Source organism: Mesorhizobium sp. ORS 3428 (genome assembly GCF_001854785.1).
GTDB lineage: Bacteria > Pseudomonadota > Alphaproteobacteria > Rhizobiales > Rhizobiaceae > Mesorhizobium.
This window is the reverse complement of sequence record NZ_MDFL01000046.1, coordinates 100,454-121,778: the sequence shown is the minus strand read 5'-3', so window position 1 is coordinate 121,778 and position 21,325 is coordinate 100,454. Positions and strand designations below refer to the sequence as shown.

General features: G+C 63.8%; 22 protein-coding genes. 10 read left to right on the top strand and 12 right to left on the bottom strand.

Annotated elements, in window-relative coordinates:
• Positions 1-78: 78 nt before the first annotated feature.
• On the bottom strand, positions 79-993 hold the full coding sequence (hemF, locus tag ORS3428_RS06360) for an oxygen-dependent coproporphyrinogen oxidase (RefSeq protein ID WP_071095597.1): 915 nt from the start codon (positions 991-993) through the stop codon (positions 79-81).
• 121 nt (positions 994-1,114) lie between these two features.
• Between hemF and ORS3428_RS06355 the strand changes: the two genes are divergently transcribed.
• On the top strand, positions 1,115-1,372 hold the full coding sequence (locus ORS3428_RS06355) for a hypothetical protein (RefSeq protein ID WP_071095679.1): 258 nt from the start codon (positions 1,115-1,117) through the stop codon (positions 1,370-1,372).
• 9 nt (positions 1,373-1,381) lie between these two features.
• Here the strand turns inward: ORS3428_RS06355 and ORS3428_RS06350 are convergent, their stop codons facing one another.
• The 3 genes from ORS3428_RS06350 to ORS3428_RS06340 all read right to left on the bottom strand — a co-directional run bounded on the left by ORS3428_RS06350 (position 1,382) and on the right by ORS3428_RS06340 (position 3,435).
• Positions 1,382-2,173 (bottom strand): hypothetical protein, encoded by a 792-nt coding sequence (locus ORS3428_RS06350; protein WP_071095595.1) that lies wholly within the window; start codon positions 2,171-2,173, stop codon positions 1,382-1,384.
• 113 nt (positions 2,174-2,286) lie between these two features.
• Positions 2,287-2,730 (bottom strand): redox-sensitive transcriptional activator SoxR, encoded by a 444-nt coding sequence (soxR, locus tag ORS3428_RS06345; RefSeq protein ID WP_071095593.1) that lies wholly within the window; start codon positions 2,728-2,730, stop codon positions 2,287-2,289.
• Between the two features lie 246 nt (positions 2,731-2,976).
• Positions 2,977-3,435: a tRNA (cytidine(34)-2'-O)-methyltransferase gene (locus tag ORS3428_RS06340; RefSeq protein ID WP_071095591.1), complete on the bottom strand. Its 459-nt coding sequence runs from the start codon at positions 3,433-3,435 to the stop codon at positions 2,977-2,979.
• Between the two features lie 469 nt (positions 3,436-3,904).
• On the opposite strand from ORS3428_RS06340, the gene ORS3428_RS06335 reads away from it, so the two are divergent.
• Genes ORS3428_RS06335 through ORS3428_RS06320 form a run of 4 tightly spaced genes read left to right on the top strand, consistent with a single transcriptional unit; the run spans position 3,905 to position 8,426 of the window.
• The gene (locus ORS3428_RS06335) at positions 3,905-4,321 is read left to right on the top strand and encodes a hypothetical protein (protein ID WP_083355019.1); all 417 of its coding nucleotides are present in this window, start codon (positions 3,905-3,907) and stop codon (positions 4,319-4,321) included.
• Positions 4,322-4,344: 23 nt separating this feature from the next.
• Positions 4,345-6,225 carry an ABC transporter ATP-binding protein gene (locus tag ORS3428_RS06330; protein ID WP_071095588.1) on the top strand — a complete coding sequence of 627 codons (1,881 nt, stop codon included), beginning with the start codon at positions 4,345-4,347 and terminating at the stop codon, positions 6,223-6,225.
• Complete coding sequence (locus ORS3428_RS06325) at positions 6,222-8,105, top strand: ABC transporter ATP-binding protein (RefSeq protein ID WP_071095586.1); 1,884 nt, start codon at positions 6,222-6,224, stop codon at positions 8,103-8,105. The genes ORS3428_RS06330 and ORS3428_RS06325 overlap by 4 nt, the downstream gene beginning before the upstream one ends.
• 9 nt (positions 8,106-8,114) lie before the next feature.
• Positions 8,115-8,426 (top strand): DUF6665 family protein, encoded by a 312-nt coding sequence (locus tag ORS3428_RS06320; RefSeq protein ID WP_071095584.1) that lies wholly within the window; start codon positions 8,115-8,117, stop codon positions 8,424-8,426.
• 88 nt (positions 8,427-8,514) lie between these two features.
• On the opposite strand, the gene ORS3428_RS06315 is transcribed toward ORS3428_RS06320, so the two are convergent.
• Positions 8,515-9,762: a hydantoinase/carbamoylase family amidase gene (locus ORS3428_RS06315; RefSeq protein ID WP_201788293.1), complete on the bottom strand. Its 1,248-nt coding sequence runs from the start codon at positions 9,760-9,762 to the stop codon at positions 8,515-8,517.
• 473 nt (positions 9,763-10,235) lie between these two features.
• On the opposite strand from ORS3428_RS06315, the gene petA reads away from it, so the two are divergent.
• The 5 genes from petA to ORS3428_RS06290 all read left to right on the top strand — a co-directional run bounded on the left by petA (position 10,236) and on the right by ORS3428_RS06290 (position 14,646).
• A complete protein-coding gene (petA, locus tag ORS3428_RS06310) occupies positions 10,236-10,796 on the top strand; it encodes a ubiquinol-cytochrome c reductase iron-sulfur subunit (RefSeq protein ID WP_071095582.1) in 561 nt (186 codons plus the stop codon).
• 16 nt (positions 10,797-10,812) lie between these two features.
• Positions 10,813-12,114 (top strand): cytochrome b, encoded by a 1,302-nt coding sequence (locus ORS3428_RS06305; RefSeq protein ID WP_071095580.1) that lies wholly within the window; start codon positions 10,813-10,815, stop codon positions 12,112-12,114.
• A 19-nt stretch (positions 12,115-12,133) separates the two neighbouring features.
• A complete protein-coding gene (locus ORS3428_RS06300; protein WP_071095578.1) occupies positions 12,134-12,988 on the top strand; it encodes a cytochrome c1 in 855 nt (284 codons plus the stop codon).
• Positions 12,989-13,127: 139 nt separating this feature from the next.
• Positions 13,128-13,823 carry an acid phosphatase gene (locus ORS3428_RS06295; RefSeq protein ID WP_071095576.1) on the top strand — a complete coding sequence of 232 codons (696 nt, stop codon included), beginning with the start codon at positions 13,128-13,130 and terminating at the stop codon, positions 13,821-13,823.
• A gap of 277 nt (positions 13,824-14,100) precedes the next feature.
• Positions 14,101-14,646, top strand: coding sequence for an adenine phosphoribosyltransferase (locus ORS3428_RS06290; RefSeq protein ID WP_071095574.1), 546 nt, complete (start codon positions 14,101-14,103; stop codon positions 14,644-14,646).
• Between the two features lie 66 nt (positions 14,647-14,712).
• On the opposite strand, the gene ORS3428_RS06285 is transcribed toward ORS3428_RS06290, so the two are convergent.
• From ORS3428_RS06285 to ORS3428_RS06255, 7 genes are all read right to left on the bottom strand, one after another.
• Positions 14,713-15,792, bottom strand: coding sequence for a YncE family protein (locus tag ORS3428_RS06285; protein ID WP_244507866.1), 1,080 nt, complete (start codon positions 15,790-15,792; stop codon positions 14,713-14,715).
• Positions 15,793-16,038: 246 nt separating this feature from the next.
• Positions 16,039-16,509 (bottom strand): MaoC family dehydratase, encoded by a 471-nt coding sequence (locus ORS3428_RS06280; RefSeq protein WP_071095572.1) that lies wholly within the window; start codon positions 16,507-16,509, stop codon positions 16,039-16,041.
• Positions 16,506-16,967: a MaoC family dehydratase gene (locus ORS3428_RS06275; RefSeq protein WP_071095570.1), complete on the bottom strand. Its 462-nt coding sequence runs from the start codon at positions 16,965-16,967 to the stop codon at positions 16,506-16,508. The genes ORS3428_RS06280 and ORS3428_RS06275 overlap by 4 nt, the downstream gene beginning before the upstream one ends.
• 198 nt (positions 16,968-17,165) lie before the next feature.
• Positions 17,166-18,269, bottom strand: a complete 1,104-nt coding sequence (ychF, locus tag ORS3428_RS06270; RefSeq protein WP_071095567.1) for a redox-regulated ATPase YchF — start codon at positions 18,267-18,269, stop codon at positions 17,166-17,168.
• A gap of 197 nt (positions 18,270-18,466) precedes the next feature.
• Positions 18,467-19,189 (bottom strand): aminoacyl-tRNA hydrolase, encoded by a 723-nt coding sequence (pth, locus tag ORS3428_RS06265; protein WP_071095565.1) that lies wholly within the window; start codon positions 19,187-19,189, stop codon positions 18,467-18,469.
• A 20-nt stretch (positions 19,190-19,209) separates the two neighbouring features.
• The gene (locus ORS3428_RS06260) at positions 19,210-19,854 is read right to left on the bottom strand and encodes a 50S ribosomal protein L25/general stress protein Ctc (protein WP_071095563.1); all 645 of its coding nucleotides are present in this window, start codon (positions 19,852-19,854) and stop codon (positions 19,210-19,212) included.
• Positions 19,855-20,087: 233 nt separating this feature from the next.
• Positions 20,088-21,317, bottom strand: coding sequence for an MFS transporter (locus ORS3428_RS06255; protein WP_071095561.1), 1,230 nt, complete (start codon positions 21,315-21,317; stop codon positions 20,088-20,090).
• Positions 21,318-21,325: the final 8 nt, after the last annotated feature.

The following is a 21,325-nucleotide window of genomic DNA, read 5'->3' as shown; positions in this document are numbered from 1 at the left end:
TTTGGCGAGCAGGGCTTCACTTTCATGATCTTGACCGCCCCGGCCGTGTCGCGGGCCGGCTTCCCGTTCACCGGATGTTTACGGCCATTTTACCTCGGGCGGCATGCTGGATAGGATCGAGGCGACATTGCCGCCTGTCTTCAGGCCGAAGATGGTGCCGCGATCGTGGAGCAAGTTGAACTCGACGTAACGGCCGCGGYGGATGAGCTGTTCATCGCGGTCGCCGTCGGTCCAGTTCTGGTTGAAATTGCCCCGCACGAGGTGGGAATAGACAACGAGGAATGAGCGCCCGACATCCTGGACGAAATTGAAATCGGCGTCCCAGCCGCCCTTGTCGTCGCCCGAATGCAGCCAGTCGAAAAAGATGCCGCCGACGCCGCGCGGCTCGTTGCGGTGCGGCAGGAAGAAATACTCGTCGCACCACGCTTTGAATTTCGGGTAGTCGGCGACCGCGGCGTTCCGCTCGCAGGCGAACTGCATGGCGCGGTGGAAGGCGATCGTGTCGGGGTCGTCCTGGGTGCGGCGGCGGTCAAGCACCGGGGTCAGGTCGGCGCCGCCGCCGAACCACCGGCGCGTGGTCACGACCATGCGGGTGTTCATGTGCACAGCCGGCACGTTGGGGTTCCAGGGATGGGCGATCAGCGAAATGCCGCTCGCCCAGAAGCGCGGATCCTCCTCCGCGCCGGGGATCTGCTTCCTGAATTCGGGCGAAAACTCGCCGTAGACGGTCGAGGTGTGCACGCCGACCTTCTCGAAGACGCGGCCGCGCATCATCGACATGGTGCCGCCGCCGCCTTTGCCCTCATCGCGCTCCCACGGCGTCTTCTCGAAACGGCCGGGCGACCATGAGGACAGAGGTCCCTGGAGTTCCTGCTCGATCTGCTCGAAAGCGGCGCAGATGCGCTCGCGCAGCGCTTCGAACCAGAGGCGGGCCTTCATCTTCTTCTGCTCGATGTCGCCCGGCAGGCCCACGGGAAGGTCAGGTCGTTCCAAATCCGTCTCCAGTTACAGGCCCACTTGCCTGACAAATGACTCGTCTTTTCTGCGCGCGATCCCTAATCTCTTGAAGGCAAGGGTCAAGTCCCGTCTGACCAAGGCGCAAAGGAGTTCCCTCGTGCGCACCCCGGCAAGACCGCCGCTGGATGGCTTGAAGAAGAGGCTGGAGCGCTCGCGAGCCGAGCGCGAAAAAGAGCCGCGCGACGGATTCCTGCGCGAGACCTTCGTGCTGCCGCGTCCGGCCRCACGGCTCAAGGCGAAGGAATGGTTCGAGYGCTTTCCCAAACAGGCCTACTGGACCGAGATCGAAAGCTGGTTCGAGCGGCCGGGCGACGTTATCGAGTTCACCATGCGGCGGCTGCCGGGAGCCGATTGAGAGGCTGGGTCAATTCCATCCGGTTTCGATATAGTCGAGCAGCGCTGCCGGCATGGCGCGTGTCGTCACCTTGGGCGGGTTTACGGCTCGCAACTCGGTGTATAGTTCGATCGATTTCACCAACGCATCCCTGACGCTTTCCCGCTCATATGCGGGAACCGTGCCAACCAGGCGCGATCGGGCCACGCCGTTTTCATCAATTCGCCGCACGCCGCGCTGGGGCGTCCCGGCATTTCGAGCCAACATCAGGCCGAGCACGTGTTCCCGGAAGAAGCCCAGCATTTCGATCGCCTCGAAGAGTTCGCCGCGCAACAATTTCGTTGCTCCATAGTGCAGCCAGACCCAAGCCCGATCCTCGAACCATTGGGGCTCGTTCTCGGGCCAATGAATCTCGGCTTGGGCGAGTTGGTCAGCGACCGCTTGCTGCGAATGTGCCCAGATGATCTTCGGGCTTTCGACAATTTGCGTCAGATCGRCAAGCCTGACGAATTTGAGATCGACATGAATCAATGGCGGGCCAAACAGGCAGATAAGCAGCCTCGGCTCRCCCACATGCTCGCCGCTGAAGGCGGCAAGACAGTTCCCGATTTTCTCGGCGATCGAGCGCCGGTCGGTCATCGCCTCGTCATAGGCATCGGGACGAACGACCAGGATCAGATCAAGGTCCGACTGATCATCGAAGCCGCCGTGCAACAGCGAACCGCCTGCCAGCACGGCTTCGAAGCGAGGATCGTGCCGAATTGAAGTCAGAACGCGGTCGAGAAGGGCCGCGTGGGGCGCAGGGAGTGTGCTGGTCACCATCAGGATCTCCAAACCAGCGCCACAGGATAGGTTTCTTTGGCGCTGTGGATCAAGGTGTCTCTTGCTGGGAGCAATCTTGCGGCCGCCGGTTCCAGACAACTGGCGCCGCGCACCTACCGCRCCAGCAACCGCCTCGCTCCGGTGCCCTCCCTGGCCAGCCTGTCGTCCCTGTTTCTGAGCGGACACTTGTCGATCGACATGCAGCCGCAGCCGATGCAGTCGGTCAGGCCGTCGCGAAGCTTCTTCAACTGGCTGATCTTGTGGTCGAGCCCGTCGCGCCAAGCCGTTGAAAGCAGATTCCAATCCTCGCGCGTCGGCGTGCGGCCCTCGGGTAGGGACTGGAACGCAGCGGCAATCTCGGCCAGCGAGATGCCGACCTCCTGGGCGACGCGGATGATCGCCACGCGCCGCAGCACGTCGCGGCTGTAGCGCCGCTGGTTGCCGGCGGTGCGATGGCTGCGGATCAGGCCGCGTGCTTCGTAGAAATGCAGTGCCGATACCGCCACGCCGCTGCGCGCCGCTACCTGCCCGACCGTCAATTCCCTCACCGGCGCCATTCACACTTTCCGCTTGACCTCAAGTTAGGTTGAGCTTGTAGCGAGGAAAGCCAGACAAGGCAAATGCAGGAGAAGGCGATGTGCGCCTGGGTGAGAATCGCTGATTACCCTCCCCCTTGTGGGGAGAGTCGTGGAGCGGCGTCGCGCAGCGACGCGRCGGAAAGGGGTGGGGGTACTTTGTGGCCTTCGACCCCCACCCGGCAGGCTTCGCTTGCCACCCTCCCCGCAAGGGGGAGGGTAGAGATCCTATCCGAGCTGGCGGAGCGCTTCGCCGGTGATCATCGCAACGGACAGCGCGACATTGATGCTGCGCGCGCCCGGCCGCATTGGAATGGTCAGTCGCGCATCCGCCGCCTGATGAACCTCTTGCGGCACGCCGGCGGATTCACGGCCGAACAGAAGGATGTCGCCGGCGACGAAGGCGAAATCAGTGTAGGCGGTCGCGGCCTTGGTGGTGAGCAGCACAAGGCGGCTCGCACGCGCCCGGCGCCATTCCTCGAAGGCGTGCCAGTCGGCATGGCGGGTAAGCGCCGCCATTTCGAGGTAATCCATGCCAGCCCGTTTGAGCGCCCGGTCGGAGAGCGGGAAGCCGGCCGGCTCAATGATATCGACGCCCAGATCAAGGCAGGCGGCGAAACGCAGGATTGTCCCGGTATTGCCGGCGATATCAGGCTGGTAGAGCGCGATGCGGAGACGGTCGTTCATTTCCGCATCCTTCTAATAAGTGGCAGATCGGCCACAGGCGTCTCCAGGTTTAGGCGATTTCTGGATTGGCGGGTGGCCATTTTCTGCGAAGTCGAGTATATGCCGATCATCGTCAACCCGAACCGATGGAGGGGGRCCACATGATGACCATGCACATCCAGCTCCTCTCCGGGGCTCCTGTATGCCCAATGGCGGTTTCGGTACGACGATTCTTCTGACACTTTAAGACCTCATCGCACCGATTCCCGCCGAACCCAGTTTCGGCTTTCGAAGGAATCTTGCGATGTTTTTCAAACTGCCAAAGGGGCGCCTCGCCCCACCTGAACCTGTCAAGACCGATGTTTGTCGTCGTGTCCGGACCGACGCTCATCGTCAAGTCCCGACCGACGCATATCGGGCCTCCGGCCGAATGCCGGAGGTCGAGTTCGCACCACCCTTTTTAACGCATTTACCCATGGAGGACGGACCGATGTTCGATCCATACAGAATACCCGGCTCGAGAAACCTGCACGAGCGCAAGATGGCGACCTGGGCGTTGCTGATCGGCGAGACCTACTCGTCGGCGGTGCATGCCGAGGCGCGCCGGCGGCCGCATCGCGGTATGCTGCCGGATGTCGATTTCTCGCGCGCCGTGCCCGATCACAGCCGGCCTTCGCTGGTGCGCCGCATCGCAAGGCTGTTCCGGCCGGGCGAGAAAGCAGGGGCTGGGGAGAGCTTTTCGTCGGAAAGTTCGGGGCCGTCAGTATCCTCTGGCGAGCCTGTCGGCGAAAAGCCCGCGACACCCTATATTGCGCGAAGCAGGGCCGGCGATGCGGGTGATTCCGTATCGCCGGCCCGCGGCGCCGCGCGGCCGAGGAATCTCGTCCATCAATTCCGCGCCGCGTGAGCACAGTCAGTCGAGTGCCTGCAATGTTCCGCTGGTTTGAAAAGAGGCTCGATCCGTTTCCCGCCGCGGAGCCGGTCGAGCCGCCGAAGACGCTGATCGCCTTCTGCGTGCACTATACGCGCGGGGCTTGGCCCTACATCCTCCTCGATGCGGTGCTGGTGACGGCGATCGCCTTCACCGAAGTGTGGATGTTCGGCTTCCTCGGGCGCATCGTCGACTGGCTGTCGGCGCAGAACCGCGAAACCTTCCTGCAAACCGAGAGCTGGAAGCTCGCTTGCATGGCTTTCGTCGTGCTGTTCGCGCTGCCCGGAACGGTCTGGCTGCATTCGCTGCTCAACCAGCAGACACTGATGGGCAACTATCCGATGCGCATCCGCTGGCAGGTGCATCGCTACCTGCTCAAGCAGTCCATGGCCTTCTACCAGGACGAATTCGCCGGCCGCATCGCCACCAAGCTCATGCAGACGGCGCTCGCCGTGCGCGAATGCGTGATCAAGCTGATCGACGTCCTCAACTACGTCATCGTCTATTTCCTCGGCATGCTGTTCATCGTCGGCTCGGCCGACTGGCGGCTGGCGGCGCCGCTTGCCGTGTGGCTGGTCGGCTATATCGGGCTCCTGCGTTATTTCATTCCGCGGCTCGGCAGGGTCGGCGAGGARCAGGCCAATGCGCGCTCGACCATGACCGGCCGCGTCGTCGACAGCTACACCAACATCCAGACGGTGAAGCTGTTTTCCCATGCGCGCCGCGAGGCGGGCTTCGCCAAGGAAGGCATGTCGAACTTCCTCGACACCGTCTACCGCTCGATGYGGCTGGTGACGGTGCTCTATGGCCTGCTCTACATCCTGAACTCGCTGCTTCTGTTCGCGGTCACGGCGATCTCACTCTGGCTGTGGCTCGGCGAAACCGTGACGATCGGCGCCGTCGCCGTAGTTATCGGCCTGGTGCTGCGCATGTGGGGCATGTCGCAGTGGATCATGTGGGAGATGTCGGGACTGTTCGAGAACATCGGCACGGTCCAGGACGGCATCCAGTCAATCTCGCTGCCGCGATTGGTCGAGGACAGGCCGGGCGCCAAGGACATCGCCGTGACCCAAGGCGAGATCCGCTTCGAGGACATCCGCTTCCACTACGGCAAACAGAAAGGCGTCATCGAGAACCTGTCGCTCAACGTGAAGCCCGGCGAGAAGGTCGGCATCGTCGGCCGCTCCGGCGCCGGCAAGTCGACGCTGGTCAACCTCTTGCTGCGTTTCTAYGACCTGGAAAGCGGCCGGATCCTGATCGACGGCCAGGAGATCGCCGCGGTGACGCAGGATTCGCTGCGCGCGCAGATCGGCATGGTGACRCAAGACACCTCGCTGCTGCACCGCTCGGTGCGCGACAACATCCTCTACGGCCGGYCGAGCGCCAGCAACGAGATGCTGATCGAGGCTGCGAGGCGCGCGGAGGCGCTGGACTTCATCTCCGAGCTTTCCGACTCCGACGGCCGCAAGAATTTCGATGCCCATGTCGGCGACCGGGGCGTCAAATTGTCCGGCGGCCAGCGGCAGCGCATCGCCATCGCCCGCGTTATGCTGAAGGACGCGCCGATCCTCATCCTCGACGAGGCGACGTCGGCGCTCGATTCGGAAGCCGAGGCGGCGATCCAGGAGAACCTGTACAAGCTGATGCAGGGCAAGACCGTGATCGCCATCGCGCACCGGCTGTCGACCATCGCCGCGATGGACAGGCTCGTCGTCCTGGACAAGGGCCGTGTCATCGAGGAAGGGTCGCATGAGGAGCTCGTCGCCGAAGGCGGGCTCTACGCGCAGCTCTGGCAGCGCCAGTCCGGCGGCTTCCTGCTCGACGACATGCCGGCCGAGGCCGCCAACGATGCGATTGCCAAGGGTGAAGCCGCGGAATGATGAAGGCCATCTATCGCTGGTTCGAGCACTGGGTCTACCCGTTCCGCGAGCCCGCGAATCTTCGGCCTCCTTCCGGCRTCGGCGGGTTCATCTGGCACTATGTCGGTCAGGCGAAGCTCGCCTTCTTCGCCATGCTCGTCATCGGCGGCGTGGCGCCGCTTGTCGAGGCCGGACTGTTCTATTTCGTCGGGCGGCTGGTCGATATCCTTGACCAGCTTCCCGGCCAGCGCAGCTGGCATGCGCTATGGACCGCCGCCGGCCCCGAGCTCCTTTTCATGGGGGCAGTGGTGCTGATCGTCCGCACGATAGTGGTCGGYCTGTCTGCGCTGGTCGACGAGCAGACGATCACTCCGGGCTTCTACAATCTGGTGCGCTGGCAGGCGCACCGGCATGTCTCGCGCCAGTCCTATGCCTTCTTCCAGAACGACTTCGCCGGGCGCATCGCCACCAAGGTCTGGCAGGCAGGGCAGGCGACGGGCGACCTGATGGAGAGCTTCCTCGAGGTCGTGTGGTTCATGATCGTCTATACGGTGACGACGCTGGCGCTGGTCGCGGGCCTCGACCTCAGGCTGGCGGTGCTGGTGGTAATCTGGATCGTCGCCTTCGGCTGGCTGGCCAGGCTCTATTTGCCTTCGATCCGCCGGCATGCCGAGGCGACCGCCGAGGCCGGCTCGATGATCAACGGCCGCATCGTCGATTCCTATTCCAATGTGCAGACGCTGAAGCTGTTCGCGGCCGACGGCGACGACCGTTACATCCGCAACGGCTTCGACATCTATCTCGACGCGCTGCGGCCCTTCACGCGGCGCCTGACGGGCGTGCGCATGGCGCTGACGGCGCTCTCAGGCGCGATGATCACCGCGATCGCCGCCTTTGCCGTCTATCTCTGGGTCGAAGGTTCGATCACCGTCGGYGCCGTCGCCTTCACGCTGTCGCTTGTGCTGAGGCTCAACATGCTGCTCGGCCGGCTGATGATGCAGCTCAACGGCATCCTCAGGAATCTCGGCGTGCTGGAGAATTCCAAGGCGCTGATCTCGCAGCCGCTTGGCCTGACCGATGCGCCTGGGTCCAAGGAACTAATCGTTGTCGGCGGCCGCATCGACCTCAAAAACGTAACCTTCCACTACGGCAAGGGGGCAGGGGTTCTCGACGGCATCAATCTCGTGGTGCGGCCGGGCGAGAAGGTCGGGCTGGTCGGCCCGTCCGGCGCCGGCAAGACCACGCTCGCCAATCTCATCCTGCGCCTCTACGACCTCGAGGGCGGCAAGATCCTGATCGACGGCCAGGACATCGCTGAGGTGACGCAGAATTCCCTGCGCGCCAATATCGGCGTGGTCAGCCAGGACACGGCGCTCTTCCACCGCCCGCTGCGCGACAACATCAAGCTCGGCATGCCGGACGCGACCGACGCGCAGGTGATCGCCGCGGCACGCAAAGCCGAGGCGCATGACTTCATCATGGGGCTGCGCGACAACCGCGGGCGCGCCGGCTACGAGGCCTATGTGGGAGAGCGCGGCGTCAAGCTCTCCGGCGGCCAGCGGCAGCGTGTGGYGATCGCCCGCCTCTTCCTCAAGGACGCGCCCATCCTCATCCTCGACGAGGCGACCTCGGCGCTCGATTCCGACATCGAGGCGGCCATCCAGAAGAACCTGGCGCGGCTGATGGAAGACAAGACCGTGATTGCCATCGCGCACAGGCTCTCCACCATCGCGGCGCTCGACCGGCTTGTGGTGCTCGACGGCGGCCGCATCGTCGAACAGGGCACCCATGACGAACTGGTGGCGCTCGACGGCCTCTATGCGCGGCTGTGGAAGCGGCAGTCCGGCGGCTTCCTCTTCAACGAGGAAAGCGTGCTGGAAGAGACGCGGCCGGCGGAGTAGAACGCAGCCATGTCGGTCAGAATGCCCTCGAATTTCGGACGGTCCGGCGCGCAGGAAAGCGCGCTCGACTTGCTCGGCCACGAAATCCTCGCCGAGAAGGCGGCAGCCCTTGGCCGCGCCGGCCAGCGCGTCGAGGAAACACTGGCAAAGCTGCGCCAGAACGGCCAAGGCGAGAACCGCGGCCGGCTGCTGAAGGAGGCGGCGGACGCGGTCCACGGCTATTTCATCCAGCGCGAGCTTTGCGGCCTGCGCAAGCACGACGCGGTGATCCGCGAGTACGATATCCCGAGGGCGGTGCTGGTCAGGCTCGGCGCGAGCTAGCAGTCACTTGCGGGCCTTAGAAATATGTACATGGCGGCGGTCATCGGGTCGGGGCGGCCGTGCCGAGGCCCGAGGCAGGCGATGGCTGCTACTTTAGACTCGCGACCGTTTCCCACAACACTTCGGCGCCTAGCGCGAGATCAGCCCGTTCCGTGTCTTCCGCGAAGCTGTGGCTTATGCCGCCTTTCGAGGGAACGAAGAGCATGGCCATCGGCATGCGGTACGAGACGTGGGCCGCGTCGTGAAGGGCGCCCGACGGCATCCGGCGCCAAAGCCCTGGCGCCAGGCGCTCCGCCGCCCTCGCCAACGCTTCGACCAATGCCGCGTCGGACCGGGTCGGCGCAAGCATCTCGCAACCGAAATGCCGCCATTCGAGCCCAAGGTTCTCGGCTGTCTCACGCGCCGCGGCGTAGATGACCTCCATCATCCGGTCGAGGCGCTGGTCGTCTGCGTCCCGCCATTGGATCGTGAAATCCACAAGGCCAGGAACGATCGAGTCGGCATTGGGATGCAGGTCCACCTGCCCGACAGTCCAGACGCTGGCCGGCGTCACCACGTCGGCCAGCCTTCCATTCACCGWCGACACGAAACGGCAAAGACCCTGGAAGGCGTCGCGGCGCAGATGCATCGGCGTGGTGCCCGCATGGTTCTGCTCACCAAGGAAACTCATTCGCTCGGTCCGGATTCCGACGATGTTTTCCACGACCCCGATGCGCTCGCCGGCAGAATCGAGGACCGGTCCTTGCTCGATGTGGATTTCAAGGAATGCCCGGAACCGGCTTGTGGGCACTTCGACGGCGCGGGGCAGGCCGGAACGCTCCAGGCGCGCCTGGCCGAGCCGCAGCCCGGTGGGGTCGCGGCAGCGGTCAGCTTCTTCGATCGACATCAGGCCTGTCCAGACGCGGCTTCCCGTCAGTGTCGAGAAGCGGCCTTCCTCATCCTGGAAGGAAACGCACGCGACGGGTGGGCCGCCCTGCTCAAGGCTTGCGCGGGCGATTTCCAATCCGACGATCACGCCATAGGCGCCATCGAGCCAACCGCCCTCGGGCTGGGTGTCCGAATGCGAGCCGACCAGAATGCATTTGTCGTTTCCTGGGGGAAGRCCGAAGACGTTGCCAATGGCGTCGACCGAAGCCTCCAGACCCGCGGCCTGCATGCGCCCAACAAGCCATGCCCGCGCCAGCCGATCGGCTTCTGAATAGGCTGGGCGCACCACACCRGTTTCCACTGCGCCGATACTGCGCAACTCGTCCAGGTCCGAGAGCATACGCTGCGTGTCGATTTTGATGCCGGCCATCGTCGATCCATCTTCATCGTTGGCAGCCACAGCCGCCATCCGCGCCATCCTGCCCGCTGCGTTCTCGGAGAATCGCCGCACGCCCTATCTGTGTGCTTTACGCAAATTGGTGCGGAAACGGCATCCCGCTTTCCTGGGCGGCTCAATCCGGCCGCCCGATGACGCTTCGGCCCATTTGCCGCAGCGTACGACATGCGCCATGGCCGCAGAATAGGTCGGGTCAGCGACCTCCGCCGGGGCTGGCAGGGCTCTGTTTGGCCGCGGATTTCGCGCTGTTTTGCACTCATGGAGGGCCCGTCAACCAAGGCCCGGCGAGGGCTGTGACAGGCGCCCGCGACAATGTGCCCTTGTGCCCTTGCGCGTCTGGACAAAAACGGCCTTCACGCATAAACCGAACTCCAAATGCCGGAGGAATTCGCTAGCCTGTTCGCCATGCGCTGTCKGGCGGGCGCGATCGAGCGGGGAACAAGGCTCGTCCGCCGGCACTGAAGAGGCGAAAGGATCAGGCACCCGTGAGCGCAACCGACATCCACGATCCCAACCGTCGTGATTTCCTCTACGTCGCCACCGGCATGGCCGCCGTGGTCGGCGCAGGGGTCGTCGCCTGGCCGTTCATCGACCAGATGCGGCCGGACGCCTCGACGCTGGCGCTGGCCTCGGTCGAGGTCGATGTCTCCTCGCTGCAGCCCGGCAGCTCGCTGGTCGTCAAGTGGCGCGGCAAGCCGGTCGTGGTGCGCAACCGCACCGAGAAGGAAATGAAGGACGGCGCCGCGGTCAGCCTCAACGACCTCAAGGATCCGATCGCCCGCAACGCCAACCTGGCGGCCGACGCGCCGGCGACCGACGCCAATCGCAGCACGCCCGGCAAGGAAGCCTGGATGGTGATGGTGCAGGTCTGCACCCATCTCGGCTGCATCCCGCTCGGCCAGGAAGGCGATTTCGGCGGCTGGTTCTGCCCGTGCCACGGCTCGCAGTACGACACCGCCGGCCGCATCCGCAAAGGCCCGGCGCCTGAGAACATGGCGATACCGGTCTACCAGTTCATTTCCGACACCAAGATCCGTATCGGCTGAGGCAGGGGATATTTCTATGAGCGAGGGACATTCCACCTACACGCCGAAGACCGGGATCGGACGCTGGTTCGACGCCCGCATGCCGCTGCCCAGGTTGGTCTATGACAGCTTCGTCGCCTATCCGGTGCCGCGCAACCTCAACTACATGTGGACGTTCGGCGGCATCCTGTCGATCATGCTGGCCGCGCAGATCCTGACCGGCATCGTGCTGGCTATGCACTACACGTCCGACACCAATCTCGCCTTCGACTCGGTCGAGAAGATCATGCGCGACGTGAATTCGGGATGGCTGCTGCGCTATCTCCATTCCAACGGCGCCTCCTTCTTCTTCGTTGCCGTCTACATCCACATCTTCCGCGGGCTCTTCTACGGCTCCTACAAGGCGCCGCGCGAGCTGCTCTGGATCCTCGGCTGCATCATCTACCTGTTGATGATGGCAACCGGCTTCATGGGATACGTGTTGCCCTGGGGTCAGATGAGCTTCTGGGGCGCCACCGTCATCACCGGCTTCTTCAGCGCCATTCCGCTGGTCGGCAACTGGATCCAGGAACTGCTGCTTGGCGGCTTCGCGGTCGATAATCCGACGCTGAACCGCTTCTTTGCGCTGCATTACCTGTTGCCGTTCATGATCGCCGGCGTCGTTGTGCTGCACATCTGGGCGCTGCATGTCGTCGGCCAGTCGAACCCGACCGGCATTGAGGTCAAGTCGAAGACCGACACGGTTCCGTTCACGCCTTACGCCACCATCAAGGACGCGTTCGGCATGCTCGTGTTCCTGTTCTTCTTCGCCTATTTCGTCTTCTACCTGCCGAACTACCTTGGCCATCCGGACAACTACACGGTCGCCAATCCGCTGAAGACRCCGGCCCACATCGTTCCGGAATGGTACTTCCTGCCGTTCTACGCGATCCTGCGCGCCATCACCTTCAACATCGGGCCGATCAATTCCAAGCTCGGCGGCGTGCTGTRCATGTTCGGCGCCATCGCCATGCTGTTCCTTGTGCCGTGGCTCGACACCTCGAAGGTGCGCTCGGCAGTCTACCGGCCGTGGTACAAGCTGTTCTTCTGGCTCTTCGTCGCAGATGCCATCCTCCTCGGATGGCTGGGCTCGCAGCCGGCGGAAGGCAGCTATGWCTTCATGGCGCAGATGGCGACGCTGTTCTACTTCGCCTTCTTCCTGGTCATCATGCCGGTGCTCGGCCTGATCGAGACTCCGCGGCGCCTGCCGAACTCGATCACCGAGGCCGTGCTGGAAAAGAACAAGCGGGCCGGCGGATATCCGGCAGGCGCGGCGGCCGCGCCGGAAACCAAGGGCTGAGAATCTGAGGGGATTTGGCATGAAGAAGATTCTCACCTCGCTGGCGCTGCTTGGCCTGGTGGCCGCGGGCACCGCAGCCATCGCCGCGGAAGAGCATAACCCGGCAGCACCGACGCATTTCCCGATCAACGAGCCGAAGGAAATGAGCTGGAGCTTCGCCGGTCCGTTCGGCACCTACGACAAGGCCCAGCTGCAGCGCGGCCTGAAGGTCTACAAGGAGGTCTGCTCGGCCTGCCACTCGATGAACCTGGTGGCGTTCCGCACGCTGGAGGACCTCGGCTATTCGGAAGCGCAGATCAAGTCGCTGGCCGCCGGATACACCATCCATGATGGCCCGAACGACGCCGGCGAAATGTTCGATCGCCCGGGTAAGCCGTCGGATCACTTCCCGGCGCCGTTCCCTAACACCGAGGCCGCCGCCGCCGCCAATGGCGGTGCCGCCCTGCCCGATATGTCGCTGCTCGCCAAGGCGCGCGGCGTCGAGCGCGGCTTCCCGCGCTTCATCTTCGACATCTTCACCCAGTATGCGCAGGGCGGCCCGGACTACATCCACTCGCTCCTGACCGGCTACGACCAGACGCCGCCGGCCGGCATGGTGATCCCGGAAGGCACGCACTACAATCCGTACTTCCTGTCCGGCGTGTCTCTGAAAATGCCGAAGCCGCTTTCCGACGGCCAGGTGACCTATGACGACGGCTCGCCGCAGACGGTCGATCAGTATGCGCGCGACGTTGCCGCCTTCCTGATGTGGGCCGCGGAGCCGCATCTGGAGGAGCGCAAGAAGACCGGCTTCCGCGTACTGGTGTTCATGCTGCTCTTCGGCGCGCTGGTCTACATGACCAAGCGCAAGGTCTGGGCGGACGTGCCGCACTGAGCCGCGATCGGCAGCAAAGTTCGAAGGGCGCCACAAGGGCGCCCTTTTCTTTATGACCGCGTCAGCGGCCCTGGGCCATGTCATATGGCCGTCACCGCATCCGGCGATCCTGCGTTGCTCTCACCAGAGGATCGCACCCATGAAAAGATTTGCGCCGTTTGCAGCCCTGCTGCTTGTTCTCGTTGCCGGCACCACCGTCCGCGCCGAGGACGCCCAGCCCTTCGTCACCAACAAGGACATCGATCTTACGATGATCCTGYCGCCGCCTCCGGCAAACGACTCGGCCGAGACCAAGGCCGAAATCGCCGAGGTGCTTACGCTGCAGGTGACGCGCACGCCCGAGATGGAAAAGCGCGCCATCGCCGATGCCGAGGAAAATGTCTGGCGCTTCGCCGACGTGATGGGGCCGAAGTTCAACAAGGAGACGCTGCCGAAGTTCGCCGCCTTCTTCGATCGCGTTGCGGCTACCGAAGGCGCGGTCGTCGACCCCGCCAAGGATGTCTGGAAGCGTCCGCGCCCGCATCAGCTCAGCGAACTCGTCAAGCCGATCGTGAAGCTGTCGAATTCCGGTTCCTGGCCGTCAGGCCATGCGACGGTCGGGACCATAATGGGCATCATCCTGTCCGACATGGTGCCGGAAAAGCGCGCCGAGATCATGGCGCGCGCGGCGGAATATGCCCACAACCGCGTGGTCGGCGGCATCCACTATCCGTCCGACATCGAGATGGGCAAGATTTCCGGCAGCGTGATTGYCGCGGTCCTGCTCAGCCGGCCCGATTTCAAGGCCGAGTACGAAGTGGCGCGCTCGGAGCTGCGTTCCGACCTCGGCATGTGATCCTCGCTCCCTCGCGGGCCTATCGGCAAGGGCGCCTGCGGGCGCCCTTTTTCATGTGCCGAAGGCGAGGGGCCGCGTGGGCTTTCGATGCGGCCCTACCGCGGTCGGTGAGACGCTGGGCCGCCGGAGATCGAAGCGCGGGCACGAGACAAGGCAGGCGATCTCAATCTTTGGATGCGCTTGTCTCCGGCGCTGCATCGCGGTAGCCGTTGCTGGTTGCGTCGCGCCGAGATGCGCCGACGCCCTTCGACAGCCCGACACGCGGAGAGCCAGTCTCATGAAATCCTCGCTCGAAGACACGCTGCTTGCCGCGATCCGCACGATCCCCGACTATCCGAAGCCCGGCATCCTGTTTCGTGACATCACCACCCTGCTTGGTGATGCGCGCGCCTTTCGCCGCGCCATCGACGAGCTGGTGCATCCCTATGCCGGGCTGAAGGTCGACAAGATCGCTGGCATCGAGGCGCGCGGCTTCATCCTGGGCGGCGCCGTGGCGCATCAGCTGTCCGCCGGCTTCGTGCCGATCCGCAAGAAGGGCAAGCTGCCTTACGAGACGGTGCGCGTCRCCTACAGCCTCGAATACGGGCTGGACGAGATGGAGATGCACAAGGACGGCGTTTCAGAGGGCGAGAAGGTTATCCTGGTCGACGACCTGATCGCCACTGGCGGCACCGCGGAAGCGGCGGTCAAGCTGCTCAGGCAGATCGGCGCCGACATCGTCGCCGCCTGCTTTGTCATCGACCTGCCGGATCTCGGCGGGCGGCACAAGCTGGAAGCGCTCGGTGTGCCGGTGCGAACTCTGATCGGGTTCGAGGGACATTGATGTAATCCCGCTCCGTTCGGCCATCGCGGCAGCATCGGGTTCAGCGGGCAGCGGCGCCACGGCTTTTCACGGAGACGGCCGAAACACGAGAAGAGCAGCCTGCGAGTTGCGCTCTCCGGCAGGCGCTGCGACAAAGAACCTGTCCAGTTCAGGCACAAAGAGGGATGTTCTGGCTCCGCGGGATGTTTGAACGCGGCCAATCGTTCGGAACTTGTCGGCGTCGCGCCCAACGACGTTGACCGTCCCGTCGCCGCAACTCACATAGAAGCGTTGCCGCTTGCCGTCGAAAAAGACGTTGTCGGCATCGCCGCAGCTTTCGATGCTTTGCTCTACCGATCCCGTCGCGGGATCGAGCAGCACCAGTTTTGGCGGGCTGCGGAAAACAACGGCGAGCGGCCCGCCCGAGCCGGCAAGCGCCATCGGAAAATTGTCGCTGAGGCGAGCGAATTTCCAGGTCGCGACCTGTTCGCCGGATCGAAGATCGACAGCCGCGACCTGATGCCCGTCAGGCACGTTCACGAAGGCCCGGTTCGCCTTCGCGTCGATTTCAAAACCTTCCGGATGTCCGGCCAGTTTGATCTCTCCCACCTTGGATCTGTCGGTYGGGTCGATCATTGCCAGTCCACCAGTGCCGTATCCGATGACCACCCTGCCGGTGGCGGGGTCGGTCTCGACATTGTCGGCGTCGTCGCCCAAGGCAACGGTCCCCAGAGGGGATAGATCTGCAGCTCGAAAGAACCGCACCGTACCGTCTCCGGCACTGGCGACCGCGATCAAATCACCGTCGCGCAGATAGGCGATCCCTTGCGGCTCCTTCAGCTTGTCGATCCTGCGGGAGGCTTTGCCGGCGTTGAGGTCGATGATGTCGACGCTGTCGTTACCAAGTTCGGCAACGAACAAGCGGTTTCCGGCAACATCAACGGCCAGATGGTCGATGCGGCCATGAACGTTTTCGAGCGGAATGGTTTGTATTTTCACCAGGGGGGGTTCCGCCGCTCGGCAGGTGCCGGTTGCCTGGCCGACGATCCCCGCAAGCATGACAGCCAAGATAACCGCGCGCATCGCATCGAAAGTGGTCAGGCCGAGACTCAGGAAGTACCAGWCAACCTTGCTCACGTAGCCACCTGACCCGATGGAGGCCGACATCGATTCGCTTCTGGGTTTCYCGTCCATGTCGCGCGCGCTGTTTCGATCGATTGGGAGATGAACCGCTCTCCTCAACTAGTCGCGGGATGAACCTYGTCGAGTGGCCATCCCGGATGTGCGCGCAGCCGCCGTCATTGGCCCAGAAATGTGAGCGGGGTCCGGGGCAATGGAAACACCGAGGGTAGCGCCAGCGCGGGCACTGCCCCATTTGCCCTTCGGGCACCTTCTCTCGTCTGCGGGGAGGCGCTACTCCACCTTCACAAGCACGGCGCTATCGAACTCGATGACCTTGTCGCCGGTCGAGTCAAAACCYTCCGAGCGCAGTGTGAGCAGGCTCCAGCCGGGACGCCCGGCCAGCGGGCGGTGGGCAAGTGCGGTACGCGTGAAGGTCACCGTCTCGCCGGCATAGACCGGCTTCAGCCATTTCAGATTGCGGAAACCCGGCGAGGGGCCGAATTCGGGCTGCGGGCCGGGGCCGGTCCAGCGCACGCCCTCGGTCTCCATGCGCTTTGCCAGGTTGTATTTCATCCAGGTGGCGGCGGTGTGCCAACCCGACGCACAGAGCCCGCCAAGCACGCTCTTCCTCGCCGCCTCCTCGTCGACATGGAAGATTTGCGGGTCGTATTTGCGGGCGAACGCCTTGATCTCGTCGGGCTCGAATGTGTGCGAGCCGAGCGTGACGGTTTCGCCGATCAGGAAGTACTCGTCGAGCGTCACGCGGCGGCCTCACGCGTCAGGAACATGCCGGTGTTCTCGAGTTCGAAGACGCATTCGCCGCGCTGGTTGAACAGCTCGCTGCGCATGCTGACGAGGCCGAGCTGAGGCCTCGACTTGGACTGGCGCTTGGAAAGCACGGTCACCTTGCCGCTGAGCCGGTCGCCGGCCAGAACCGGCTTCTTCCATTTCACATGCTCGATGCCCGGCGAACCCTGGGAAGTCGAATCGAGCAGGAAGGCGTCGCACAGCATGYGCATGAACATCGCGCAGGTGTGCCAGCCCGAAGCCGAAAGCCCGCCCAGGATGCTCGCTTTGCCGGCCTCCTCGTCGAGATGCATCGGCTGGGCATCGAATTCGCTGGCGAATTCAATGATCTCGGCGGCGCTGACATTCTTGCTGCCGAGGTCGAGCGAGGCGCCCTCGACGAAATCCTCATAGGCCCAGGTCTTTCCGGTCATGTCGGCAATTCCGGTTGACGTATGCGTGATCCCAAGTCGGGCATCCCGGATGCAGGCCCAGGCCGAAATGGTCAAGTCCTTTCTGGTAAGCCAGCCGATCGCCGTCGACGCTCGCCTCCGTCAAGGCCATGGCGATACCGGGAGTATCCCGGCCAGATTACGTCGGGCGAAAGACACCGGACATTTCGCGCCAGGCGGTCAGGTGTTGAACTTGAACAGCATGATGTCGCCGTCCTGGACGACATAGTCCTTGCCTTCGTCGCGCGCCTTGCCGGCCTCCTTGGCGGCCACCTCGCCGCCGAGCGTGACGAAGTCGTTGTAGGAAATCGTCTGGGCGCGGATGAAGCCCYGCTCGAAATCGGTATGGATGACGCCGGCCRCCTGTGGCGCCTTGGCGCCCTTGTGCACCGTCCAGGCGCGCGTCTCCTTCGGCCCGACGGTGAAATAGGTGATGAGCTGCAGCAGTTCGTAGCCGGCGCGGATCACCTTGTTGAGGCCGGGCTCGTCGAGGCCGAGGGTGGCGAGGAACTCCATTTCCTCCTCGTCGGACAACTGGGCGACCTCCGCCTCGATCGCGGCTGAGATCACCACGGTGCGGGCGCCTTGCGCCGCCGCCATCTGCTCGACCGCCCTGGTGTGCTCGTTGCCGGTGGCGGCATCGGCCTCGGCGACGTTGCAGACATAAAGCACCGGGTGCGAGGTGAGCAGGTTGAGCCCCTGCAGGATGCGCAGATCCTCCCCAGCGATGCCGTTGAGCAGGAAGCGGGTCGGCCTGCCGGCCTGCAGCRACTCCAGCGCCGCCTCCATCATCGGCAGCACGGTCATTGCTTCCTTGTCCTTGCCGGCGGCGCGCTTGCGGACCTGGATGATCCGTCGTTCGAGGCTTTCGAGATCGGCGAGCATCAGTTCGGTCTCGACAGTCTCGGCGTCGGCGACCGGATCGATGCGGCCTTCGACATGCGCGATGTCATCATCCTCGAAGCAGCGCAGCACGTGAACGATCGCGTCGACCTCGCGGATGTTGGCGAGGAATTGGTTGCCCAGCCCTTCGCCCTTGGAGGCGCCGCGCACCAGGCCGGCGATGTCGACAAAGGAGATGCGGGTCGGGATGATCTCCTTCGATTTGCCGATCGCCGCGATCTTCTGCAGGCGCGGATCCGRCACTGCCACCTCGCCGGTGTTCGGCTCGATGGTGCAGAAGGGATAGTTGGCGGCCTGCGCGGCCGCCGTCCTTGTCAACGCATTGAACAGCGTCGACTTGCCGACGTTGGGCAAGCCAACGATGCCACATTTGAAACCCATTTTTTCCGGTCCTATCGGGAATTCGAGATTTGCTGAGGGCTATGGGCGAAAGCGCGGACGATCGTCAAGCCCCATGCCCTGATCGTGACGGAGGCTTAAGCGCGTCGCGTTGAAAAGGAGTCAGGCGACGCACTTTAGGTCCTGTTTTGATGCATGTCGTTCTCCCAAAACCGCTGGGCACTTTTGGGCGGCATGCTTCAGTCCTTGCCGAACAGCTTCTTCAACATCGCAGCCATCGGGCCGGTCGCGGGGGGCTTGGTCGCCGGCTTTTGCGGGCGCGCCTGGCGGATATGGCTCTGTTGTTTGGGCGCCTTGGGCGGCGGCCGGTCGTCATCGCCGGTCGGCACGAGCTTGTCGCGCAGAGTGAGCGTGATGCGGTTCATGAAGGAGGAGTCGTCGCCCTTGGCCAGCAGCCCGGCGTCATCGGCGATCGCGTCGAGCAAGACGTCGAGCCACTCGCGGTCGGCCTTGGCAAAGTCACCGAGCACATGGCCGTGCACCATTTCCTTGACGCCGGGATGGCCGACGCCGATGCGCACGCGGCGATAGGCGTTGCCGACGTGCTGATCGAGCGAACGGATGCCGTTGTGGCCGCCCGAACCGCCGCCGACTTTTACCCGGACCTTGCCGGCGGCAAGGTCGATCTCGTCATAGAAGACAGTGAGGGCGGCTGCGTCGAGCTTGTAGAAGCGGAGCGCCTCACCGACCGATTGTCCAGACAGGTTCATGAAGGTCTGCGGCTTGATCAAAAGGGTCTTCTCGCCGCCGAGCGTGCCTTCCGAGACCAACCCCTGGAACTTCTTCGACCAGGGCGAAAAGGAATGGCGGCGGGCAATAGCGTCCGCCGCCATGAAGCCGACATTGTGCCGGTTGTTCTGATATTTCGCGCCCGGATTGCCGAGGCCTGCAAACACAAGCATCGTCGACTCCAGGCAGAAAGTTACTTCTCTTCGGCCTCAGCGGCCTCAGCCTCAGGCGCCTCCGCTTCGGCAGTCTCCTCCGCCTCCGGCTTCATCGCCGCGGAGCCGGCGATGGTCGCGATAGTGAAGTCGCGATCGGAGATCACCGGCTTGACGCCGGCCGGCAGCGTAACCGCCGAGATGTGGATCGAGTCGCCGATTTCGGTGCCGGCGAGATCGACGGTGATGAATTCCGGGATCGCATTGGYCGGGCAGTGGAACTCGACTTCGTGGCGAACGATGTTGAGCACGCCGCCGCGCTTGATGCCGGGYGACTTCTCTTCATTGATGAAGTGGACGGGCACGTCGACATTGACCTCGGTGTCCTTGCCGATGCGCAGGAAGTCGACATGGACCGGGAAGTCCTTGACCGGATCGAGCTGGAAGTCCTTCGGCAGGACCTGGATCTTCTTGCCGTCGACATCGATCGTGGCGATCGTGGTCAGGAACCCGCCGCCGTGGATCTTGTAAAAGATGTCCTTGTAGTTCAGGGCGATCGCCAGGGGGGGCTGCTTGTCGCCGTAAATAACTGCAGGCACTTTACCGTTGCGGCGAACTGCACGGGCGGACCCCTTACCGACCTGTTCGCGCGCTTCGGCCTTGAGCTCGTAAGCCTCGTGGCTCATGGCTTTTCCTTTCGCGTGTTGTGGAGCGCTCGCGGCGGGCGTGGCCCGGCCGCAAACGTCGAAAGCCGTCACGGCCTTGCACAATCTGTCCAAAATGCGTTTTGGGGATCATGCAGGCCTGGCCGGCCTTCCTCCGCGTTGCCTCCAAGGGTGTCTACGCGGGTGGCGGCTCTATAGCGGAAGGCAGCAGCTGGCGCAAGCCGAAGGCCCGCGCCAATTGAATCGCGCCGCGGTTATGCCTTCCGGACTTGCTTCATGTTCGGCAGGAACACCGTCAGTAGGCCGAGGAAGGGCAGGTACGAGCAGATCCGGTAGACGAAATCGATGCCCTTCATGTCGGCGATGACGCCGAGCACGGCGGCGGCGATGCCGCCCATGCCGAAGGCGAAGCCGAAGAAGATGCCGGCGATCATGCCGACGCGGCCGGGAACCAGCTCCTGGGCGAAGACGACGATGTTGGAGAAGGCCGACGACAGGATGAGGCCGATCAGCACGGTGAGCACCATCGTCCATWCCAGATTGGCGTAGGGGAGCGTCAGGGTGAACGGCAGCACGCCGACGATGGAGAACCAGATCATCGCCTTCTGTCCGTAGCGGTCGCCGAACGGGCCGCCGAGCAGGATGCCCAGCGCCGAGGCGCCGAGGAACAGGAACAGCATCACCTGCGAGGTCTGCACCGAAACGCCGAACTTATGGATGGCGTAGAAGGTGTAGTAGCTGGAGAGCGAGGCGATATAGGCGTTCTTGGTCAGCACCAGCAGCGTCAGCACTGCCAACGCACCCATCACCTTCTTGCGCGGGAAGGGCGAGACGTGGCTTGCCTGCTTGCGGGTGGCCATCGAGGCGCGCAGCCGGCTGTACCAGCCGCCGACCTGCCACAGAACGATGATGCCGATCAGCGAGCCGACAGTGAACCAGGAGATGCTGGTCTGGCCGAAAGGCACGACGATGAAAGCGGCGAGCAGCGGCCCCATCGCCTGGCCGAAATTGCCCCCGACCTGGAAAAGCGACTGCGCCAGGCCGAAGCGGCCGCCGGAGGCAAAGCGGGCAATGCGCGAGGATTCCGGATGGAAGACGGCCGAGCCTATGCCGATCAGCGAGGCGCCGATGAGCAGCAGCCAGTAGTGGCCGGCATAGGCGAGCACGACGAGCCCGATCAGCGACGAGGCCATGCCGTACGGCAGCGAATAGGGCATCGGCCGCTTGTCGGTGACCATGCCGATCACCGGCTGCAGCAGCGAGGCCGTCACCTGGAAGGTGAAGGTCAAAAGGCCGATCTGCCAGAATTCGAGACCGTAATTGTCCTTGAGCAGCGGATAGATGGCCGCCAGCAGCGACTGCATGATGTCATTGATGCAGTGGCAGAGGCTCACCGCAAGGATGACGGTGAAGGCCGTCGCTTGCGCCGAKGTGTGGCCTGCCGTCACCGGAGCGGCGACGGAGGCGGCAGTCGTATCGGTCAAGGCAATGC

Coding starts and splice junctions, on each gene's coding strand:
- pth (WP_071095565.1), bottom strand. CDS start 19,189: ATGCTTGTGTTTGCAGGCCTCGGCAATCCGGGCGCGAAATATCAGAAC.
- ORS3428_RS06320 (WP_071095584.1), top strand. CDS start 8,115: ATGTCGGTCAGAATGCCCTCGAATTTCGGACGGTCCGGCGCGCAGGAA.
- ORS3428_RS06300 (WP_071095578.1), top strand. CDS start 12,134: ATGAAGAAGATTCTCACCTCGCTGGCGCTGCTTGGCCTGGTGGCCGCG.
- ORS3428_RS06340 (WP_071095591.1), bottom strand. CDS start 3,435: ATGAACGACCGTCTCCGCATCGCGCTCTACCAGCCTGATATCGCCGGC.
- ORS3428_RS06335 (WP_083355019.1), top strand. CDS start 3,905: ATGTTCGATCCATACAGAATACCCGGCTCGAGAAACCTGCACGAGCGC.